We start from the raw sequence: 21,250 nt of genomic DNA on the forward strand, positions 1-21,250 counted from the left end.
TGTGCCTCTATCACCATAGGGACTCCCTTGCACGCATAGGCGTCTACTTAAGGAAAAATTGACTCTCACTTTTAAGGGGATGTTTAGCAGGGCGTCACCCTCTGCGAAAGCAGAGGGTCTATTGAAATCTATGCTGGAAGATGAAGTTTCTAAGGAAGGTTTGTTGCCTTTTCAGACCTTCTCCTTTTGCGCATAGGCGTCAATTTTTCCTCAAGTAGACGCCTATGCGCTTGCACGAAGGCGCGAACTACCCATTCTTTAAGTGTGAAGGGCAGTGGAGCCCAGCTTATGCAAAAATATAGGTTAAAACTTATGCTCAAATTTATTCAGTTTTTGTTCTAAGTTCCATTGCAATTGAGCTTTTTCACTTATTTTAATAAATTGTTTGCAGCTTTGACTGTTTAAATCTTGGCAATCTTGAATAAGCTGAGCTTTATTGGCATCTGTCCAGATGCTTTTTCCGGGTAAAAATGCATAAGTTATTGCATTTCTATTGATTTGTTTTATGGTTTTATAATCTAAACCATGGTGCAATACGGCCTCTACATATTGTTGGCTTAAATTAGTTCTTAAGATTCCTTCATCATCCGTAGATAAAACAACAGGAACATGGTGTTTTAAGTAATAATTAAGAGGATGTTCTCGACCAGAAATGTTTAATATTTTAAGATTGCTAATTAAATTAATTTCCACTGCTTTATGTTGAGTTGCCATATAATCCAAGGTGTCTTCGACATGACTCTCATTGGCGATAGCTACACCATGTCCAATTCTTTGGGCTTGGCCAGTAAACAGAGCATCATGTATGTGATAATCTAAATCTTTAGGGGTAACAATTTCTTGAGTTAATTCGCCAGCATGTAACGCAATATTTACTTGAGGGTAAATTTGATGCAGGTACTGATACATCTGCATTTGCTGATGATAATCTCGTAAGGAAATAATTCCATCTTCAGGTTGTACTAAGTTAACCCCAACTAAGACTCCTTTATTTTTCATGGATTGCGCTACAGCCTCAAAAGCATTCAGTGTTTGTGCAAAAAGATTATCGAGAGGCTGTTCTCTAAGCGAGTAATATAAAAACTTTACTTGTATTTGACATTCTTTCTTTTCTGGATAGGCTGTACATCCTAATTCCTGGTGTGCCTTTTGGAGGATATGTTCTGCCTCCATGGCAGTATGGTTGATGTTATTTTGAAAGTCTTTATTTGCTAATAAAAGCGCTCTTTTTTCATTGAATGTAGTTGTATTTTTAAGTAAATCACCAAAACTCAGTGAATGAGCATTATCAGGCAAAAGCATTAATTCCATATATTGCTCATTTTGTTGTGCTGCAACTTCCAGTACAGCTGCCACTAATTCGGGCTGATAATCTTCTACTATGGTATTGAATTTATCAAATGAATTAAAAAAATGATCGTGTCCTGATTCTTTTCCAGCAACAAAATCTTTCATGGACCAACTTTTGATGGTATTTGCATAAATGTCTGGTTGTGTGAGTAAATTTTTAGTATCCATTTCATTACAACCGGTAGAGTTTTTACTCACTTTTGATGTCACTGTACTCAGGCAATAATCTTCTTTAGATGCAAGTTCTAACATTATTTCAGGATATGCGCCTCCTGCTAAATGATAATGAAGCTCTCCACCTTTGGGCATGCTTTTAAAAAATGCAGATAAAGAATTAGGATCGTTTTTTATTTGATCAAAGTAAGATTGCACACTTGCTTGAGTAACAGATAAGAAAGAAAAACTGAGGAAGTATAAAGTTGACTTTAAATAATTCATGATGACCTACTGGTTGTCATTTTTTGGGTGAATTATTACATAATTATTATTAATTCCCAACCATTGTATTTAACTCCTATTCATAGCAAAATAATTTTGTCATTGTTTTGTTCGTCATTTGGAAAGTGCAATGAATAAAGATGATCTCTTTATCAATCAGTTACTACACAGTCTAATCAATTAGGAAAATAAATATGAAACATTTTTTATCAAAGTACATTGTTTTAAATACTTTTTTTGTCTTTTTGATGACAGGCTTTAATGTAGCCGCATCTAGCTCAACGGATACTACAAAGAAAATGACGATTAATGTTGGCATTTATGCTCCCTTTACTCATGAATCCGCTGTTATTGGTAGAAACATGTTGGGTGCAATGGAAATCGCCCGGGATCAATTAAAATCTTCTAACATAACTTATGAGTTTTATACTTTGGATAAGATGCCAAATAATACAAACGCCACAAAAACATTACAAAAATTTATTGATACACATCATATTAATGTACTATTGACCGAAGGAACGGATAGCGGTGCTTTAGTGGCACCGTTAGCAAAAAAAAATAACCTCATTCATTTTTGTTTAACCAATGATTCGGTAATTACTGATGGAAAAAATAACTTTTTAGCACAAGGCATTCATCACCAGAATGCGGTGGCTTTAACTAAAACAACGAAGCCTGAGTTTATTGCACAGTTCCAACAAGAATACTTTAGTCATCCTATTACTCAAGCAGGTTATGCTTATGATATATTCCATATCGTGCATAATAGCGCTGTGCTTGCAATGAAGACCAATTCTGATTTTTCCAGTCAAGCGGTCGCTACGCATCTTTTAGCTCTTGAACCTGGAGTTGGTGTCATGGGGACATTTAATGTGGGTAAAAAAGGTGTTTCCTATAAAAAGCCAGTCCTGACTGCATAAACTTTGTATCTAGTTCTTGCTTGATGAATCGAAGTCACTAAAAGCCGTTAAGAACGGCTTTTAGTTTATAAAAATTCCCTTTGAGGTTAATGCTAAACAAAGTGTAGTCCAATATAAGGTGATTGTTACGCCCCATTTGACATACAGTGTAATGGTGCGTCAAATGTGCAAATTATGAAATGGCTATAATCTGAAAGTTATGGATATTTGCAATGATTCCATTTTCCCACCCACCAATAATTAAATTATCGGCATTATTTTTTAATAGGGTGGCTACTGTTCCAGAAAAATGGGTTGTTTGGCCATTTTTATCTGGAAAGGCATCAAAGATAGCATAAGTATCTGCATCGGCTTTCAATGCGCCCCAAAAATAGGTTTGAGGTTCTGTCGCATTAATAATTTGCGATGCTTCATGTAAAAATAGTTCAATTTCCTGATTTTTTCCTGGTTTTACTTTGAAAACAATCAAATTAGCTACTTTAGAATTTAAAATTTTTCCTTTATTAAAATGATTGGTAGCGATGAGATCAAAATTATTAATATTTTTCACTACTCCATTTTCCCAGCCATCTTTTACTAATTCTGCTGCATTTTCTTTTAATGCATTGGCTACTTGACCTGAAAAATGTCTCTCTCTTCCAGTTTCATTATAAAAAAGATCAAAAATAGCAAAATGTTCATTTTCTTTTAATCCAAACCACAGAGGTGTTCCTGGTTCTGTTTGCCGTACTAATGTGCTTCCTTTGTGTAAAAACTCCTCCAGTTGTAATGCTGCTTCGGGTTTGCTTTTTAAAGAAATGTAAGTAGCTTTTTCAATAGTTATAGTATCAGTATTCATAGTTTTTTTGCTCGCATCATTGTTAGTTGAAAGTCTTAAAGTTAAGACACCTGTTGTGAATAATAATCTAAGTTTCGTCGGTACCTCGGTAAAGCTATCTACTAATAGATAGATTAGTTAAATAAAAAATTTTAATCCATTTTTTTTATAAATTGTTTTACAATTTCAATATAAGTAAAATCATGATACAAACGTGACATCAGTAAACCTCCTTCTATTTGAATCAGTAAATATTTGGGTAGATTATCTTTTGAATATAAACTATCAAAAGAGTTATTTTTATAGTTCTCTGCATCGAGCAACTCTTTTATCCATTGTTCGAGCGCATTAAAAAAATGACGAACTCTATTTTTAAGTTTTTCAGGCAAAGAAAGTACATCCGATGCTAGAATGCCTCCCAAGCACATTTTCATTTCATCACGTAATGTCAATGATAAAATTACATCAACCGCATATAACAGCTTTTCTTGTAAAGAAAGAGCGCTATTGAGTTTGAGTTCATTTAAGACAATGAGTACGCGCTCCAGTTGCCAATCAATTACAGCAACAGCCAGATCTTCTTTGGTAGGGTAATAATAGTGAATACTGGAGGTTTTAATTCCTACTATCAAGGCTATATCTTTATAGCTAAAAGCATTATAGCCCATTTTCTGGATTAAACTTTCTGCTGTATTTAGTATTTTTTCTTGCATCATTGTCAGTTTCATAATATAAATTCTACCTACTAGTAGATAAATGTCAAGTTTTTAATTATTTTTATTAGGAGCTGTTGACAGGAGACGCGGGTCTTTGAAGACGAATCGTCAACAGATCTTAGCTAGATATGGGTTTCCACGTGGCGAAAATAACAAAAGCCTTGAACCAATGGGCCTAAGAGCAATGATTTTTTAGCACATTGCTCTTAATCTTGCTACTCGTTCTGCTGTTAAGGGATGAGTTGAAAATAGATTGGCCAATTTTTCTCCATTTAATGGATTAACGATAAACATATGTGCTGTTGAGGGGTGTGTTTCTGCTTCCTTAAAAAAACGTTCATGGCTCGCTTGCTCGAGCTTTAATAAGGCATTAGCAAGCCATCTTGGATTGCCACAAATACGTGCTCCACCAGCATCTGCCTCGAATTCACGAGAGCGTGATATAGCCATTTGAATTAATCCTGCTGCCAGAGGAGCAACTATCATCATAACAATTCCAACAACAGGGTGTACACTTTCTTCATTATTTGAATGGTTACCAAACATAGAAAGCCACATAAACATATTGGCAATCCCACTAATTGCTCCCGCTATAGTCGCACTGACCACACTAATTAAAGTGTCGTGGTGAATTACATGAGCTAATTCATGAGATAAGACTCCTGTTATTTCTTCTTTAGTCAATCGTTCCAATAAGCCTGTGGTAACTGCGATACTTGCATTTTCAGGGTTTCTTCCTGTTGCAAATGCGTTTGGAGTCGTGTTATTAATTAAATAAACTTTGGGCACAGGCGTTCCTGCTCGGTGAGCGAGTCCTGATACAATATCAGAGACAAAATGACTGGAAGATAACGGCTCAGCGTTATACATTCTTAAAACAAGAGTATCTGAGTACCAGTATGCTGAAAAATTCATAATTCCCGCAAATATTAATGCAATCAACATTCCGCTGGTTCCTCCAAGCAATCCACCAATAATAACAAGCAATGCTGTTAGAGCGGCAAGCAAGAGAAAGGTTTTCAGATTATTTATCATTTTTATCACTCATCATTCATCGTTACTATTTCTAATAATGAGGGCAGATATAAAAATTTCAACTTTGATGATCTTATTGAGTTTTTATTGAAGTTATTCTCAATTATGCAAATGCATACAAAACAAAAAGCCTGGGGATTTTTTACTTCGCCCAGGCCATAAAGCTAAAAATCATTGGGAAAATAAATCGATTATCTGTTTGCTAGAGACATACCTTCCAATACGGTCAATGCAGCGTAGAGTTGATAGTCATTGTGCATTAAGTCATCCAATACTGCTTTGGCGCTTTTTGCTTTGGTCTTTTCTACACTTTTGTTAAGTATATGTCCATTCAGATCTGCTTCACTAAATCCAGTTGCATCCGCAGGCTTAGCTGCATTTTTTGGAATTTCTACTTCGTTTACTACGATATCAGGAATAATTCCTGTTGCTTGGATGGATGTTCCTGAAGGCGTATAGTAAAGCGCTGTAGTTAGCTTAATTCCTGTTTTATTATCTAAAGGTAATACAGTTTGTACTGAGCCTTTGCCAAAACTTGTTGTACCCAGAATTACTGCTCGTTTATTGTCTTTCAGTGCTCCAGCTACAATTTCAGCAGCAGAGGCGGAACCATTATTGATGAGCACAACCATTGGTGCATTATGTAAAACGTCCATTCCTTTTGATAAAGCAGTGAAATCTGAACCGGGTAATCGTCCTTTAGTAGACACAATAGTTTCTGGTTTGCCTGATTTATCTTTGCCTAAAAATGCATCAGAAACCTGGATGGCTGAATCAAGTAATCCTCCTGGATTGTTTCTTAAATCCAGTATAAGACCTTTTAATTTACCGCCAGATTTTTGTTTCAGTTGAGCAATCGCTTGTAACATATCTTTTCCAGTTAAAGCTTGGAATTGAGTTAAACGAATGTAACCATATCCTGGAGCTAGCATTTTGCTTTGAACACTTTTAATTTGAATCACTTCTCGCACTAAATCAAAAGTCAGTGCTTTATTCACTCCTTTACGGAGTATTGTTAATTCAATGGTACTTCCAGCTTTACCGCGCATTATGTTGACTGCATCTTTAAGAGAGAGTCCTTGAACGGATTCTTTTCCTAATTTGATGATATAGTCCCCAGATTTAATTCCTGCCTTAAAGGCGGGAGTATCAACAAGTGGAGTGACCACTTTGACAACCCCATCTTCCATGGTTACTTCTAGGCCTAGGCCACCAAATTCACCGCTAGTAGATGTTTGTAATTCTTTAAACTCTTCTTCATCCAGATAGCTGGAGTGAGGATCAAGCCCACTGAGCATTCCACGAATGGCATTATCAAAAAGTTCTTTATCATCTATAGGCTTAACATAATATTTTTTAATTTCACCAATTGCATTGGAAAATCTTTGTACATCTTCTAAGGGTACTGCTTTGGAGTCTGAATTGGAGGCATTGCTTGATGTATCTGTATTAAACTCATCATCTGCGAACACGGGCAGAGACAACATAAGAGTCATTGCATACGCTATTGCAAGCGAGCATGATTGTAGTTTTCTTAGCAACATAACGATCTCCTCAGATACCGGCTAGAATATAAGCCATTTTCTTTTGTTATAATTATTGAAATGCAATTTAGGTGCCAGGGATCAAAAATCTAGGACAACCAGTTTAATGGCGGAATAGCCCTTCCCTTTAATCTTATTTCAAAGTATAGACCGTTTTGTTTAATTCCGCCGCTATGGCCTACACTCGCAATTTGTTCATTTTGACTGACGTATTGTCCTTGTCTTTTAAATAAAGACTGATTATGAGCATACAAAGTCATGAAACCTTGGCCGTGATCAATAATAAGGAGTAATCCATAACCTTTAAGCCAATCACTAAACACGATTTTGCCTGGATAAACGGCAGTAACTACTGCTCCTTCTTTGGCAAAAAATGTCACTCCTTGATGCATTTTGCGAAATGATCGGCCCTGAGTCTGAACTGGAAGCGGCAATTTTTTGCGCATCTGACTAAAAGGCTTGCTGGTTTGGGTAATGCTTTGCTGGGATAATGATTTTAATAAGCGTGCTAAATTCTCTTTATTTTTTTTAGCTTCATGTAATGTATTTTGTTTGTCTTGGATTTCATGATTAAGTGATTGAATTAGAGCGGTATGATAACCTTTATTTTGGTTTAGTTTTTCCTGATGTTGTGTTAATTCAGTTTTAAGTTGTTTGTTGGCTAGGAGTTCAGATCGGAGTTCTTCTTTACTTTTATTAAGGTTTTTACGCGTTTTATCGATGTGCTCGATAAGTTGTTGTCGTGATTTAACGATATATTGATAATAGGTTAAAATTCGACTTATTTTATTTGGATCATCTTGATTGAGTAACAGTTTAAGCGGTTGATATTCGCCCATTTGGTAACGTGCACGTAGGTGATTTGTCAGTAATTGTTGTTGGGTCGTAAGTTGCTTGTTTAGTTGATTGACCTGATCTTGTAGCCCAACAATTTTCTTTTCGGTACTATTTATATCATTTTGTATCGAGCGTAGCTTTTGCACACCCTCACCGATTTGTTTTTCAGTTTCGGAAAGCTCTTTATTTAAAACACCACGTTTATCGTGCGCAGAATTTAATGTTTGTTGTAAGCTATTAATTTGAGCATCTAATTGTTTGAGCTTATTTTGTGTTTGCAGTACAGAAGGGGATGATTCTGCATAAAGATTGAAGCAAAACAGCACCCCAAAAAGAGAGCTGTTCAAATAAATAAGCGCTTTTTGCCACTGGCTACGTTTACGCTCTTGATTTCTTTTGACCAAGGAGAAAGAACGACTTCGCTTGGTATCAGACTGATTTGAGCTATAACAAATAATACAATTACGTTTATTCATGAATATTTTTTTCTAATAATGAATGCCCAGTCATTTCAGCTGGAGGAGTAATTCCGAGTAAGGTCAACATAGTTGGCGCAATATCGATTAAACTTCCTTCACTGCGAGTAAAATGCCAAAGTCCCCCAACGTATACTAAAGGGACAGGCTCACTTGTATGAGCAGTATGTGCTTGATGGGTGTTTTCGTCAAACATTTCTTCAGCATTGCCATGATCTGCTGTAATCAGTAATTGTCCACCATGTTGGGCTAATGCATGCCATACTCGACTCATACATTGATCCAGGCATTCTATGGCAGAAAGAGTTGCTGCAAAATCCCCGCTATGACCAACCATATCTGCATTAGCATAATTACAAATAATTACATCATATGCTTGGCTGTTAATCGCCTCAACTAAATGCTCGGTTAATTGCGGGGCGCTCATTTCAGGTTGTAAATTATAGGTGGCAACTTTAGGAGATGGAATCAGCACTCGCTCTTCATTGGGAAAAACATTCTCATTGCCGCCATTTAAGAAAAAAGTGACATGGGCATATTTTTCGGTTTCTGCGATACGTAATTGGCTTAATCCATGGGTGGCAAGAACTTCTCCTAAGGTATTATTTAAGGGAATTGGAGGAAACGCTGATGTTGTGGGCAAGTTTTTATCATATTGAGTCATACTCACAAAATAAGACAATTGAGGTCGAAGTGTTCGGTGAAACTTTTTAAATTCGGGATCAAGAAAAGCAGTAGTGAGTTGGCGGGCTCTATCTGCACGAAAATTAAAAAATAAAACGGCATCACCATCTTTAATTGGATGTTGTTTGCCAATTCGAGTCGGCGGTATAAATTCGTCTGACAGATTTTCCAGATAATACGACTTTATTGCGGTTTCTGCATCTGCATAATGATACTTACCCTCACTTTGGGTTAATAAGGTATAAACTTGCTCTATTCTGTTCCACCGATTATCTCTATCCATCGCATAATAACGCCCGCTAATCGAAGCTATAGTCGCTACTGGGTGAATTTTAAAGTATGCATTGAGGCGCTCTAAGCTTGGTAATGCGCTTTGCGGCGGTGTGTCGCGTCCATCTAGGAATAAATGCAGATAAACCGCAGTAAATTTTTGTTGTGCGCATAAGTCAAGTAAAGCAAATAAATGTTGCTCATGGCTATGAACCCCTCCTGGAGAGAATAATCCCATGATATGTAACGTTTTCTCGGTTTTTTGTAATGTAGTGATAACCTTATAAAAAACTGGATTATTCGCGAACTCACCATTTTTTATACTTTTATTAATCCGAGTAAAATCTTGTTCTATTATCCGGCCTGCGCCAATATGCATATGTCCTACTTCTGAATTACCCATTTGCGCATCAGGTAACCCTACAGAATCACCAGATGCTTGCAAAAGAATATGCGGGCAGTTTTCCCACCATTCATCCCATTGTGGTGTCTTAGCTTGGGCAATAGCATTGTATTGGTTATTTTCGTTATATCCCCAACCATCCAAAATCATAAGCAACAATGGTGCTTTTTTTTGCATGTAATACTCCGCAAAATAGGATCAAATTTAGAGGAAAGATTATACATGACTTAAGTTGCAATGCATTCCTTAGTATCTAAGAAATTCTCACAAAATTAGAACAATTTTGTATAGGACAGTGTACTTCTCTGCATAAATTTGTGCATGTCCGAAAAGTATTCATTAATGTTCGATATAAAAATAAACGTCATTTTTTATATCGAACTGATTTTATTTAGAACTTGATTCCCTATAAATGCGACGCATTTTATGGAATAACGTTCGTTTAGCGACGTCAAGGCAGCATGGAAGTTCCTTTACGTCGAGCTCGCGTTATTTAGATAATTTTTGAGTAGTGACATTTTTAGGTTAAAGAAGTTAGACTATGCACTATTTATTAGTTTGAGAAGAATAGTGTTAGAGCAAAAAATTCCTCAGCATATTGCTATTGTTATGGATGGAAATGGTCGTTGGGCTGAAAGTAAAGGGTTGGCTCGCATTGAAGGTCATAAAGCAGGTGTGGAATCTGTGAAAAAAATGATTCGTAGCTGTATGACAAAAGGAGTTCCCTATCTTAGTTTATTTGCTTTTAGTTCTGAAAACTGGTTACGTCCTGTTGAAGAGGTAAGTTTCTTAATGGAATTATTTCTAGAGTCTCTGCGCAAAGAGATAGCAGAATTAAATCAGCATGGAATAAGGATGCGTTTTACTGGAAATCGTAGTTCTTTATCGTCAGTGTTACAAAAACAAATGCATGAAGCAGAAGTTTTAACGGCAAAAAATGAGCAATTTACTTTGAACATAGTTGTTAATTATGGTGGTAAATGGGATGTGGCGAATGCAGCCAAAAAAATAGCGCAAGCAGTTATGCGTAGTGAATTGAAGATTGATGAGATTAATGAAACCAGTTTTGCTCATTATTTGGATACAGAGGGATTGCCTGATCCTGATTTATTCATTCGTACTAGTGGCGAGCTGCGGATTAGTAATTTTTTCCTTTGGCAACTTGCTTACACGGAGCTTTATTTTAGCGAAGTTCATTGGCCAGATTTCGGAGAGGATGAATTTGAGTTGGCGCTAGCCTCTTTTAATAAAAGAAAAAGAAGATTTGGGCAGATTTCTTAATTAACGTGAGTTCGACATAAAGAGCATTTCTATGCTTGTTATGTCGCTAAACGAACGTTATCCCGTAAAATGGGTAGCGTTTATACGGGATCCAGTTTTAAAATTGGAATAGTTCGATATAAAAAATTACATTATTTTTATATCGAACTCACAAATTAATTTTAAACCATAAGGGCAATATCATGTTCCTACAACGTCTTATAACTGCATTGATTCTAGTTCCTTTGGTTTTGTGGCTGATTTTTTATGGCAATCAATGGCTTTTAGCCGGAATAGCCTTAATCGTTTATATTGCTGCGGGTCGAGAATCTTTCCAATTAATTCCTATAAAAAAAATCAGCACTCAAGTTGGATTTCTTTTATTGCTGCTGTTGTGTTTGTGGGGTTGTGGTTATTTATTTCCCTACTGGTTAGTCTTAGGCTTGATTATATGGGGTTTGATTATTGTTGCGATACTCACTTTTCCTAACTCACAGAAATATTGGGGCTATCCTGTTATTGTTGCCGCCACTTGTTTGTTATTGTTGCCTTTATTTTTGCAAAGTCTCTTTCATTTATATAGTTTATCTCAGGGCAAAGAGTTATTGATTTACTTATTGTTTTTAATTTGGGCATCAGACTCAGGCGCTTATTTTAGTGGTAAAACTATGGGAAAACATAAGTTAATTCCTCAAGTTAGCCCGGGAAAATCGTGGGAAGGGGTAATTGGAGGGGTGGTTTTATCCTTGATCGTTGCCTGGGGTGGTTATTATTATTTTAACCCTGTTGCTCAGGTTCATTGGTTTGTTTTGGCCTTATGTACTATAATAATTGCAATCTTCGGAGATTTATTTATCAGTATATTGAAGCGCAGGTGTCATTTAAAAGATACAGGCGCCATAATTCCTGGTCATGGGGGTATCTTAGATCGTTTGGATAGTTTGATTGCAGCTTTACCTTTATTTTATTTCGGATTAACTATGTAACCTCTTGAGTTAACCTTTAAAGCTGTTTGGACTTAATAATTAATCAATAAACAGGATGTTTTTGGCAGGTCGCACCTTGCAGGTGAGCACCTACTTTTATATTTTTGTAAGTCTAAACAATTGGAGAGCGATCAGGGGTGTTACTACTATTTTTTAGGATAGCACTATGCTTTCAACTCTGCTTTATTTTTTCTTAGCTTTAATCTTATTAGTTACAATTCATGAGTACGGCCATTTTCAAGTGGCACGTTGGTGTGGTGTTAAAGTACTTCGTTTTTCTTTTGGCTTTGGACCTATTTTGGCGCGATGGCAAGGTAAAAAAGGAACAGAATACGCCTGGTCTTTATTCCCGTTGGGGGGATATGTCAAAATGCTTGATGAGTCTGAGGGCGAAGTAGCAGAAAATGAACGTCATTTAGCATTTAATAACCAACCACTGTGGAAAAGGGCAGCAATTGTTTTTGCAGGCCCCTTATTTAATTTTCTTTTTGCTTTTGTTGCTTTATGGTTGGTGTTAGTTATTGGGATGCCGTCTTTAGCCCCTATTGTTGAAGCTGTAAAACCCAACAGCATTGCTGCCCATGGGGGTCTAGAAGCAAAAGAAGAAATTATTGCACTCAATGGTAGTAAGATAAATAGCTGGCGTGATTTTCAATATGCCATTATGCCTCTTGTTGGTTCTGAAGAAACCATACAATTAACGGTTAAATCATTGGTTGATGGACGTCAACATCAAGTATTTTTACCTTTGGCTCATTGGCAATTGGATAGCAAAAGGCCTGATCCACTCCAAAGTTTGGGTATAGAGCCTTTTATTCCTTCAATTCCTCCTGTTGTTGGGGAAGTAGTACCTGATTCTCCGGCAGCAAAATCTGGATTACAAAATGGCGATATTATTTTAAGTGTCGATGGTAAGTCTTTCAAAGACTGGTTGTTCCTCGTTGATTTTGTGCAGAAACATCCAGATAAATCATTAACATTAACTATTAAAAGAAATAAAGCAATACAAAAAATTATGGTACATACTGGAAGCCAGGAAAATAAGGGTAAAATTGAAGGCTTTTTAGGTGTACGCTCACAGAAAGTTAAGTGGCCTGCACACTGGTTACGCTTAGAAAGACAAGATCCTTTTACGGCCATAGGCACGTCATTAAAACAAACAACCCAATTAACAAGTGCAACATTTACATTAATGGGCAGATTAGTAATGGGTAAGTTAGGGCTAAATAGTATTAGTGGCCCAGTTGGTATCGCTCAAGGGGCAGGAGATTCCGGAAGAAATGGACTAGCTGCTTATTTGTTTTTCCTTGCACTAGTAAGTATCAGCTTAGGCGCATTAAATTTATTACCTATTCCTATGCTGGATGGTGGTCATTTATTGTATTATTTGGTGGAAGCCATTCAACGTAAGCCTGTATCTAATGGTTTAAAATCAGCAGGAGCTTATTTTGGTTTATTACTATTAGTCGTGCTTATGTTTATAGCAATAACCAATGATTTATCCAGGCTTACAGGTTAGTTATAGTACCTATATGCTCCAAAGGATTGGAGCAAAACCTTGACAGTAGTTTCTACTTCCTATAAAAAGTGGTTCAATTTTTAGTGTACCGATTTTGGTATTAAAAGTGCACGTAGTACTGGGCGTAAAATAATAATGAAAAAAATCAGTAGTAAATTAATATTAGGTATTTGTTGTTCCTCGCTTATTGCTTGGTCTTCACAAACAATCGCAGCGGATACTTTCGTTGTTAAAAGTATTAAAGTTACAGGATTACAACGAGTATCCACCGGAACAGTCCTTAATTACATTCCTGTGCAAGTAGGTGAGGAAGTTGGCCCTGAATCTACTGCTGAAATCATTCGAGCTCTTTATGATACTGGTTTTTTCCAAGCGGTTTCCTTAGAGCGTCAAGGGAACACTTTAATTGTTAACGTAGTAGAAAGGGCAACCATTGGCTCGATTAGTGTCGTGGGAAATAAGGAAATTCCTAGTGACAAAATGAAAGATTTTCTCAAAGAAATGGGACTAGTTAAAGGTCGTGTATTCCAAACATCCACTTTGGAGCGTTTAGAAAAGGAACTTAAGCAAGCATATAATGCGAGAGGAAAATATAACGCACGTATAGAAACTCGAGTTACTCCATTAACAGAGAATAGAGTAGGAATAACGGTTACTATTTCTGAAGGACGAGTATCACGAATTAAACAGATCAAAATAATTGGTAATCATGATTTTACTACTAATGAATTGTTACCAGAGTTTGCTTTATCTAAATCGGGTATTTTTACTTATTTTACTAAAAAAGATCAGTATTCAAAGCAAGGCATGGATGCATCCTTAGAAGCGTTACGCTCATTTTATTTGGATCGAGGATATTTGAAATTTAAAATTGTTTCGTCACAAGTTTTACTCTCACCGGATAGGAAAGATGTTTACATTAATGTGCATATTGAAGAAGGACCACAATATCACTTTTCAGGTTATAAAGTAGTAGGTAAGCCTATATTGCCTCCAGAGAAGATTGAATCATTAGTCCAAGTTAAAAAAGGTGCTGTTTTTTCACGTAAAAAGGTAACTGATACTATTTCTTCGATTGGATTGGCTTTAGGAGATATAGGTTATGGATTTCCAGCAATTAATGCAGAACCTCAGTTAGATGAGAAGGAGAAAACTGTATTTATCACCTTTATCGTGCAGCCTGGCCGACATGTTTATGTCCGTCGTATTAATTTCCATGGTAACACTAAAACGAGTGATTATGTATTACGTAGTGTTATTCGCCAAGATGAAGGAGGGTTGTTATCTTTACATAACATTAAGGAGTCAGAAAGGCAGCTGCGCTTACTGGGATATTTGAAAAATGTTGATGTAAAAACTACCCCAGTTCCTGATGCAAATAACCAAGTTGACCTAGACGTCCAAGTAGAAGAAGCTCCTTCTGCTGAGGCAAGTGCTTCTATTGGTTATGGTACCAATGGCTACCAATTGAACGCTTCGGTGAATCAACACAATTTTATGGGAACGGGACGAGCAATCGGCGCTGCGTTTACAGCAAGCAAATGGGGACAAGATTATACTTTAAATTATTATAATCCTTTTTATACAGATACAGGAATAGGACGAGGGGTTAACCTTTATTTTGCTCGAGTTGATCCTAGAAATCTAAATGTAAGTACTTATAGCTCCAACCGTTTTGGTGGCGATGTGAATTATAGCTTACCATTAGGTGAGATCAGCAGATTACAGTTTGGATATGGTTACCAGGACATAGATATTAAAAGTGTAGGTTATGTTGTTCCTATTCAGAATTTTGTAAATTTATATGGAAAGCATTTTCATGAAATCCGTTTATCTACTGGATGGAGTCGTAATACTTATGACCAATTTCCTTATCCTACTCGAGGTGTTAATCAACAAGCGGCTGCTGTAATTGCTTTGCCAGCTGCTTCTGGATCTTTATCTTATTTCAAAGGTTCCTATCAAGCTCGTTTGTATCAACCTATAACCCATGGGTGGATTTTTTCTCTGCAAGGATTTGCAGGTTATGGAAACTCTTTTAATAATAATGGATTGCCGTTTTTCGAGAATTATTATGCAGGGGGTACTGCACAACCAGGTCAAGTACGCGGATATGACAGTTATTCTTTAGGGCCTTTAGATAACTACCGCAATTCAGTGGGAGGTAACTTATTACTTAGTGGAACCGCAGGGATTATATTGCCTTATCCTTTGAGTAGAGACAATGTGCGTACAACAGCTTTTGTGGATGCGGGTAACGTATTTGCAGTGAATACTCTACCTACTTTAACGGGAAAGTATGAAGGGCCTTTAAGATATTCAGCCGGTGTTTCTATTGAATGGCGTTCTCCTTTTGGTCCATTAGCATTTAGTTTAGCTAAGGCATTGAACCCTCAACAATTCGATCAACAGCAATTGTTCCAATTTGCATTGTCTTCTGGATTTTAATTTTTTATTTCTCCTTACTTCTGTTGCAACGTGGGGAAAAAATAGGGACTGTAAACAGTCCCTAAAGCGACGCTAATGTCCCAAAATTATTATTGAAAACTCGTGTTGTATATATCGCAACCTATATCGATTTGTGCTAGCATCATGATCTTTAATTTAGGAGATAGTTATGAAGCGGTTTGGTTTGGTTTTATTGACCTTTATTTTTAGCGTGTTTGGCGCTAACGTATTTGCTGATACAGCAAAGATAGGAGTGGTTGATTTACAAAAAATCATGCAAACTTCAAGTCAAATCAAAGAAATTCAACAAAAATTAGAAAAAGAATTTAAGCCGCGCCGTGATAAGTTATTAGCGGTTGAAGCCAAGATAAAGGCTGATATGGAAAAGTTCAAGCGTGATAGTGCTGTTTTGAGTGCTTCTCAAAAGAAAGAAATGGAACGCAAAATTGTCAGCGCACAACAACAATTTGAACGTGATGGTCAGCAATATCAGCAAGAGCTGAGCACTGCAAACAATGAAGCTATGGAAAGTTTGTATGCCAAAGTGCGTGCAGCAATTGCAAAAGTTGCTAAAGATGACAAATATGATCTTATCGTACAGAAAGATGCAGCTCCTTTTAGCTCAGATTCCCTTGATGTAACTGACAAAGTCGCTAAAGCGATTAATTAATTTGGCGATGTGGCGTTGCTAACATTAGCACAACTGGCTGAAAAATTAGGTGGCGTGTGGCATGGTAATGCAGATCACGCCATTTTTTCATTTGCTTCTTTAGCTCGAGCGACACCTAAAGATATAGCCTATTACGATAATTCTATATTGCGAGGCGCTTTAGGAAATACTTCTGCCGGTGCAGTATTACTTAAATCAGAACATAAAGCTCTTTACCAAGGAAATTGTATTATTGTATCCAATCCCTTACAAACAATGATGCAAGCCACGCAATTTTTATCAAAGCCAACAATTTTGTATTCTGGTATAGATCCTACGGCTCGAATTCATCATTCAGCTCAAATAGGTGAAGGAGTATCTATAGGTGCATACAGTGTCATTCATGCTGAAGCGCGATTGGCTGATCACGTTGTAGTAGGAGCAAATACTGTTATCGAATCATCTGTTGTGATTGGAAAAAACAGTCAGATTGGTCATGATGTAGTACTACATTCGGGTTGTCAATTGGGAGCTCAAGTAATTATTGACTCTGGGTGTGTTGTCGGCGCTTTTCCATTTAATTATTTAAAACAACACGGCCATTGGCAGCCAGGTTTTAGCGTAGGTACGGTTATTATAGCGGATAAGGTACGTATTGGGGCTAATACCGTAATTGATAGAGGTTCTTTAAGTGATACTTACTTAGGGGAAGGGGTTTGTATCGATAATTTAGTTCAGATCGCACATGATGTACTGATTGGGAAAAATACAATTATTGCAGGATGTGCTGCTGTAGGAGCTTATGCTCAAATTGGAGAGGACTGTATTATTGGTGGCGCAAGCTCTGTTGCTGCTTATGTATGTTTAACAGACGATGTGGTGATTACAGGTATGTCTACTGTAAGTAAATCGCTTGCTAAGTCTGGAATTTACTCTTCAGGAACCTTAGTCCATGAGCATCAACGTTGGCGTCGAAATGCAGCACGATTTCGACGATTAGATGACTATATAGAAAAACTTAGTGCTTTAGAAAAAAAATTAAATCTAATAAATACATTTGAGTCCTCATCTGAGGATTAGATATTTCTAATAGATTTAACTGTATTTTGAGGTAGATAAGTAGGATAGGACGGACAAGTTTTTAACAATTAATAATTGATTTGCATCTATTAAAACTGGATAATGCATTCTTTATTGTGGCCAGCTAAATAGACTGATTAAGCGAGAAACTGTGTATGAGTGAACCTATAGATATAAAACAAATTTTTAGTTTGTTGCCCCATCGTTACCCGATGTTGTTGGTAGATAGGGTATTAGATTTTAAAGCATATGAACATTTAACAGCTATAAAAAATGTGACGATTAATGAGAACTTTTTTGCTGGCCATTTTCCAGAAAGTCCAATTATGCCAGGAGTTCTGATGCTTGAAGCTTTAGCTCAAGCAGGCGGTCTTTTTGCGGGATTATCTCAGACACCTGAAGAAAATGAAGGAATTTTACATTTTTTTGCGGGCATCGATAATGCAAAATTTAAACATGTAGTGGTTCCTGGTGATCAATTACGCTTGGAAATAAAATTATTAACAAGAAAAGGAGTTTTTTGGCGTGTGCATGGCGAAGCTTATGTAGGCGATAAACTAGCCTGTTCTGCAGATTTATTAAGTGCAGCGAAGGAATTTCAAAAGTGATAGATGAACGAGCTATAATTCACCCCAATGCAAAATTAGCAAATGGGGTATCAGTAGGTCCTGGCGCTATAATTGGTGCAGATGTGGAAATAGGTGAAAATACCTGGGTTGGTCCTTACGCGGTTATCGAAGGGCCCACAATTATTGGTAAAAATAATAAAATTTTTCAATTTGCCTCAGTAGGGGACGAACCCCAAGATATGACCTATAAAGGTGAATCTACCCGTTTAGAAATTGGTGATGATAATATCATACGTGAATATTGTATGATTAGCCGAGGAACTGCTAAAGGTGGCGGCGTTACTCGTATAGGGAATAAGAACTTCTTTATGGCTTATTCGCATGTTGGGCATGACTGTATGATTGGCAACCAAATTATTTTGGTGAGTTATGCGGCACTATCAGGACATGTCACCGTAGGTGATTATGCAAACATTGGGGGATATGCTGCAGTACATCAATTTTGTCATATAGGGGCTTATTCTTTTATTTCGAGAGCTTCTTATGTAAGTAAAGATGTTCTTCCTTATCTCATGATTTCTGGTGATACCACCTCGGCTTGTGGTATTAATACAGTAGGACTCCGTAGACGAGGATTTTCATCAGAAGCAATTGATAATTTGCGACGTGCTTATAAAATAATTTTTCGCAAAGGATTAACTGTGCAGCAAGCTGTTGCTGAATTAGAGTTGATGCAACACGAATGCCCTGAAGTAGTTCTTATGATTGATGCATTGAATCAAGCTACGCGTGGTATTGTTAGGTAAATTGAATGTAACTGCTCACTCCATCTTAAGTGTGTCTGTACTTTGTGCGTATTGGATAAGATTTTTATATTCTGATGTATGTTTTGCTTTTTAATTTTTTTGTCCAACGACGCACAAATTTGAATGCTCACCAAAAATTTTCATGTAGAGAGCGAGCAGTTACAATTGGACGAATAAATTAAGTTAGAGTGATATCTTTATGCTAGACATTCAATTATTACGTGATGAGCCGCAATTTGTTGCCGCACAGTTATTAAAAAGAGGTTTTCAGTTTGATGTTTCATCTTTTATTGCCTTAGAAGAAAAGCGTAAATCATTACAAGTTGCAACGCAATCATTACAAAATGAACGCAACACACGTTCCAAAGCTATTGGAGAGGCAAAGTCTCGTGGTGAAGATATAGATGTCATGCGTGAAGATATGAATCGTCTTGCTAAGGAGTTGGAACAAAAAAAAGGTGAACTTGATGATGTGTTACAACAAATTGAAGCAATTGCTTTACGTTTGCCGAATATCCCTCATGAGTCTGTTCCAGTTGGCGAAAATGAACAACATAATCAAGAAATTAGACGTTGGGGTACAATTCCAACTTTTGATTTTCCAGTAAAGTCACATGATGAATTGGGAGATGAGTTGGGTCAAATGGATTTTGCTTTGGCTGCTAAGCTTACGGGTAGTCGCTTTGTGGTTATGAAAAATCAATTAGCTAGATTACATCGTGGTTTGATCCAATTTATGTTAGATCTTCATACACAACAACATGGATATCAAGAAATTTATGTTCCATATATTGTTAATGCAGACAGCTTATTAGGTACGGGTCAATTACCGAAGTTTGAAGAAGATCTATTTAAATTAACTGGGGATCATGGGTATTACTTGATTCCTACAGCAGAAATTCCTGTAACTAATACGGTCCGTGATACTCTTTTAGCTGAAGAAAATTTACCTATTCGTTATGCATGCCATTCTCCTTGCTTTCGAAGTGAGGCGGGTTCTTATGGTAAAGATACTAAAGGCATGATCCGACAACATCAGTTTGAAAAAGTAGAGTTAGTATGGATTACTAAGCCAGAAGAGTCGTATGCTGCTTTGGAACAATTAGTACAACATGCCGAAACGATACTGCAGCGCTTAGAATTGCCTTATCGTGTAGTTACCCTTTGTACTGGTGACATGGGACCTAGTGCAGCAAAAACTTATGATATTGAAGTATGGTTACCCAGTCAGAATACTTACAGAGAAATTTCGTCCTGTTCTAACATAGAAGCTTTTCAAGCTCGTCGTATGAAAGCACGCTATAGACATGAAAAAACACGTGAAATCAATTTAGTGCATACCCTAAATGGATCAGGTCTTGCTGTAGGTAGAACATTAGTTGCTTTAATGGAAAATTATCAAGATAAAGAGGGTAATATTCATATTCCTATGGCCTTAAGACCTTATTTAGGTGGGATAGAGTGTATACAGCATGTGAAGCAATAAAAACGCTTATTTTTTTAGCCTGTGCTTACCCCTAAGTCAGGCTAAAATAAAACATGACCTTTCTGAAAAATATTCACAGTTGGTCTGAATTGTATTTCTCTTTCTTTTTTGCTTTGTTCTGTTGATGAAAAGAAAGTTGAATGCTGATGCACTAGAAAACTCTTGTGCGACGAGTGTGGTTTTTCTTTTGGGTGCGCGCTGTTTTCAAGAACCCCTCTTTCATGATTAAAGTTGTTTCTTTTTTTAAGATTTTCTACGAAAAATTTAAATGCAGTTAATGCATAGTCCATAACATCTGTATCTTGCATAGGTACATTTGTTATTAAGTTTTTTTTCGCAAAATGAATGAAATAATGAAGACAATGATGAAGACTATCAATTGGTACATGATGTTTTTTTTCTAACAGTGATGCGAGTTTATTATTTTGCTGATGAATTAATTGCAATAAGCGTTTCTTTTTTATTTGTTTTACGTTATTTTGTGCGTTTTTTATGCATGTGATTGAATGATGTAATCGTGTAGTAAAAGATGGAGTACTAAATAATTTTTCGATTACATCAAATTGTCGAGTGACTGTTAAAAAAAACAATAAATTGTGCTTGCATAAGAATTTGAATTCATTATGTATTTGTTCATTTTGATGTATTTCATCTGTTTTATTGAGACTACCATTAATTTTTCTAATCCATGTTAAGTAAGATACCAGCAAAGGGCATCCTGCTTCAGAGATGTGATGTTTTTTTAAAAGAGAACTTCTTTTATATTTATTAGTCCCTTGTACATGCACATCCAGTGCTAATTGAATGGAGTCCATCACTCAATTCCTGTTCGTCCAAGTTTTAAAAGTATAGTATTTTTTGGAGAAAGTGCATTTATTTTGGGCCAACTGATTTTTTTATGAGATTTCAATGGATTAAGTAATGTTTTGACTGAATCGTTCTTTGCTTTTAAGA

General features: G+C 36.5%; 18 protein-coding genes. 10 read left to right on the forward strand and 8 right to left on the reverse strand.

Translation table 11 applies throughout. The features are described 5' to 3' along the window. Positions 1-303: 303 nt before the first annotated feature. Positions 304-1,788: an adenosine deaminase family protein gene (locus tag DYH34_RS04045; protein WP_058465938.1), complete on the reverse strand. Its 1,485-nt coding sequence runs from the start codon at positions 1,786-1,788 to the stop codon at positions 304-306. 194 nt (positions 1,789-1,982) lie between these two features. Between DYH34_RS04045 and DYH34_RS04050 the strand changes: the two genes are divergently transcribed. Continuing rightward, complete coding sequence (locus DYH34_RS04050) at positions 1,983-2,711, forward strand: type 1 periplasmic-binding domain-containing protein (RefSeq protein ID WP_058465939.1); 729 nt, start codon at positions 1,983-1,985, stop codon at positions 2,709-2,711. 172 nt (positions 2,712-2,883) lie between these two features. Here the strand turns inward: DYH34_RS04050 and DYH34_RS04055 are convergent, their stop codons facing one another. From DYH34_RS04055 to gpmI, 6 genes are all read right to left on the reverse strand, one after another. After that, on the reverse strand, positions 2,884-3,549 hold the full coding sequence (locus DYH34_RS04055; RefSeq protein WP_058465940.1) for a hypothetical protein: 666 nt from the start codon (positions 3,547-3,549) through the stop codon (positions 2,884-2,886). A gap of 131 nt (positions 3,550-3,680) precedes the next feature. Continuing rightward, a complete protein-coding gene (locus DYH34_RS04060) occupies positions 3,681-4,244 on the reverse strand; it encodes a TetR/AcrR family transcriptional regulator (protein ID WP_238589555.1) in 564 nt (187 codons plus the stop codon). Positions 4,245-4,436: 192 nt separating this feature from the next. Next, positions 4,437-5,279, reverse strand: a complete 843-nt coding sequence (htpX, locus tag DYH34_RS04065; RefSeq protein WP_058465942.1) for a zinc metalloprotease HtpX — start codon at positions 5,277-5,279, stop codon at positions 4,437-4,439. Positions 5,280-5,470: 191 nt separating this feature from the next. Continuing rightward, positions 5,471-6,823, reverse strand: a complete 1,353-nt coding sequence (locus DYH34_RS04070) for a S41 family peptidase (protein ID WP_058465943.1) — start codon at positions 6,821-6,823, stop codon at positions 5,471-5,473. Between the two features lie 89 nt (positions 6,824-6,912). Continuing rightward, positions 6,913-8,136 (reverse strand): murein hydrolase activator EnvC family protein, encoded by a 1,224-nt coding sequence (locus tag DYH34_RS04075; protein ID WP_083502800.1) that lies wholly within the window; start codon positions 8,134-8,136, stop codon positions 6,913-6,915. Then, on the reverse strand, positions 8,129-9,670 hold the full coding sequence (gpmI, locus tag DYH34_RS04080; protein WP_058465944.1) for a 2,3-bisphosphoglycerate-independent phosphoglycerate mutase: 1,542 nt from the start codon (positions 9,668-9,670) through the stop codon (positions 8,129-8,131). Before gpmI ends, DYH34_RS04075 begins: the two co-directional genes overlap by 8 nt. A gap of 393 nt (positions 9,671-10,063) precedes the next feature. On the opposite strand from gpmI, the gene uppS reads away from it, so the two are divergent. The 9 genes from uppS to serS all read left to right on the forward strand — a co-directional run bounded on the left by uppS (position 10,064) and on the right by serS (position 20,296). Next, positions 10,064-10,774: a polyprenyl diphosphate synthase gene (gene uppS, locus DYH34_RS04085; protein ID WP_274519450.1), complete on the forward strand. Its 711-nt coding sequence runs from the start codon at positions 10,064-10,066 to the stop codon at positions 10,772-10,774. A gap of 182 nt (positions 10,775-10,956) precedes the next feature. Then, positions 10,957-11,739: a phosphatidate cytidylyltransferase gene (locus tag DYH34_RS04090; protein ID WP_058465945.1), complete on the forward strand. Its 783-nt coding sequence runs from the start codon at positions 10,957-10,959 to the stop codon at positions 11,737-11,739. 166 nt (positions 11,740-11,905) lie between these two features. After that, positions 11,906-13,258, forward strand: coding sequence for an RIP metalloprotease RseP (gene rseP / locus DYH34_RS04095; RefSeq protein WP_058465946.1), 1,353 nt, complete (start codon positions 11,906-11,908; stop codon positions 13,256-13,258). A 135-nt stretch (positions 13,259-13,393) separates the two neighbouring features. Further along, entirely contained in the window at positions 13,394-15,706 is a 2,313-nt protein-coding gene (gene bamA, locus DYH34_RS04100; protein WP_058465947.1) for an outer membrane protein assembly factor BamA, read from the forward strand. 169 nt (positions 15,707-15,875) lie between these two features. Next, a complete protein-coding gene (locus tag DYH34_RS04105) occupies positions 15,876-16,376 on the forward strand; it encodes an OmpH/Skp family outer membrane protein (RefSeq protein ID WP_058465948.1) in 501 nt (166 codons plus the stop codon). Positions 16,377-16,391: 15 nt separating this feature from the next. Continuing rightward, entirely contained in the window at positions 16,392-17,435 is a 1,044-nt protein-coding gene (lpxD, locus tag DYH34_RS04110) for a UDP-3-O-(3-hydroxymyristoyl)glucosamine N-acyltransferase (RefSeq protein WP_058465949.1), read from the forward strand. Between the two features lie 155 nt (positions 17,436-17,590). Then, on the forward strand, positions 17,591-18,043 hold the full coding sequence (gene fabZ / locus DYH34_RS04115; protein WP_058465950.1) for a 3-hydroxyacyl-ACP dehydratase FabZ: 453 nt from the start codon (positions 17,591-17,593) through the stop codon (positions 18,041-18,043). Beyond that, on the forward strand, positions 18,040-18,810 hold the full coding sequence (lpxA, locus tag DYH34_RS04120) for an acyl-ACP--UDP-N-acetylglucosamine O-acyltransferase (RefSeq protein ID WP_058465951.1): 771 nt from the start codon (positions 18,040-18,042) through the stop codon (positions 18,808-18,810). The genes fabZ and lpxA overlap by 4 nt, the downstream gene beginning before the upstream one ends. A gap of 199 nt (positions 18,811-19,009) precedes the next feature. Further along, the gene (gene serS / locus DYH34_RS04125) at positions 19,010-20,296 is read left to right on the forward strand and encodes a serine--tRNA ligase (protein WP_058465952.1); all 1,287 of its coding nucleotides are present in this window, start codon (positions 19,010-19,012) and stop codon (positions 20,294-20,296) included. Between the two features lie 41 nt (positions 20,297-20,337). Here the strand turns inward: serS and DYH34_RS04130 are convergent, their stop codons facing one another. Then, on the reverse strand, positions 20,338-21,111 hold the full coding sequence (locus DYH34_RS04130) for a hypothetical protein (protein ID WP_238589556.1): 774 nt from the start codon (positions 21,109-21,111) through the stop codon (positions 20,338-20,340). Between the last annotated feature and the right edge of the window lie 139 nt (positions 21,112-21,250).

This window comes from Legionella cincinnatiensis (genome assembly GCF_900452415.1).
Lineage (GTDB): Bacteria > Pseudomonadota > Gammaproteobacteria > Legionellales > Legionellaceae > Legionella > Legionella cincinnatiensis.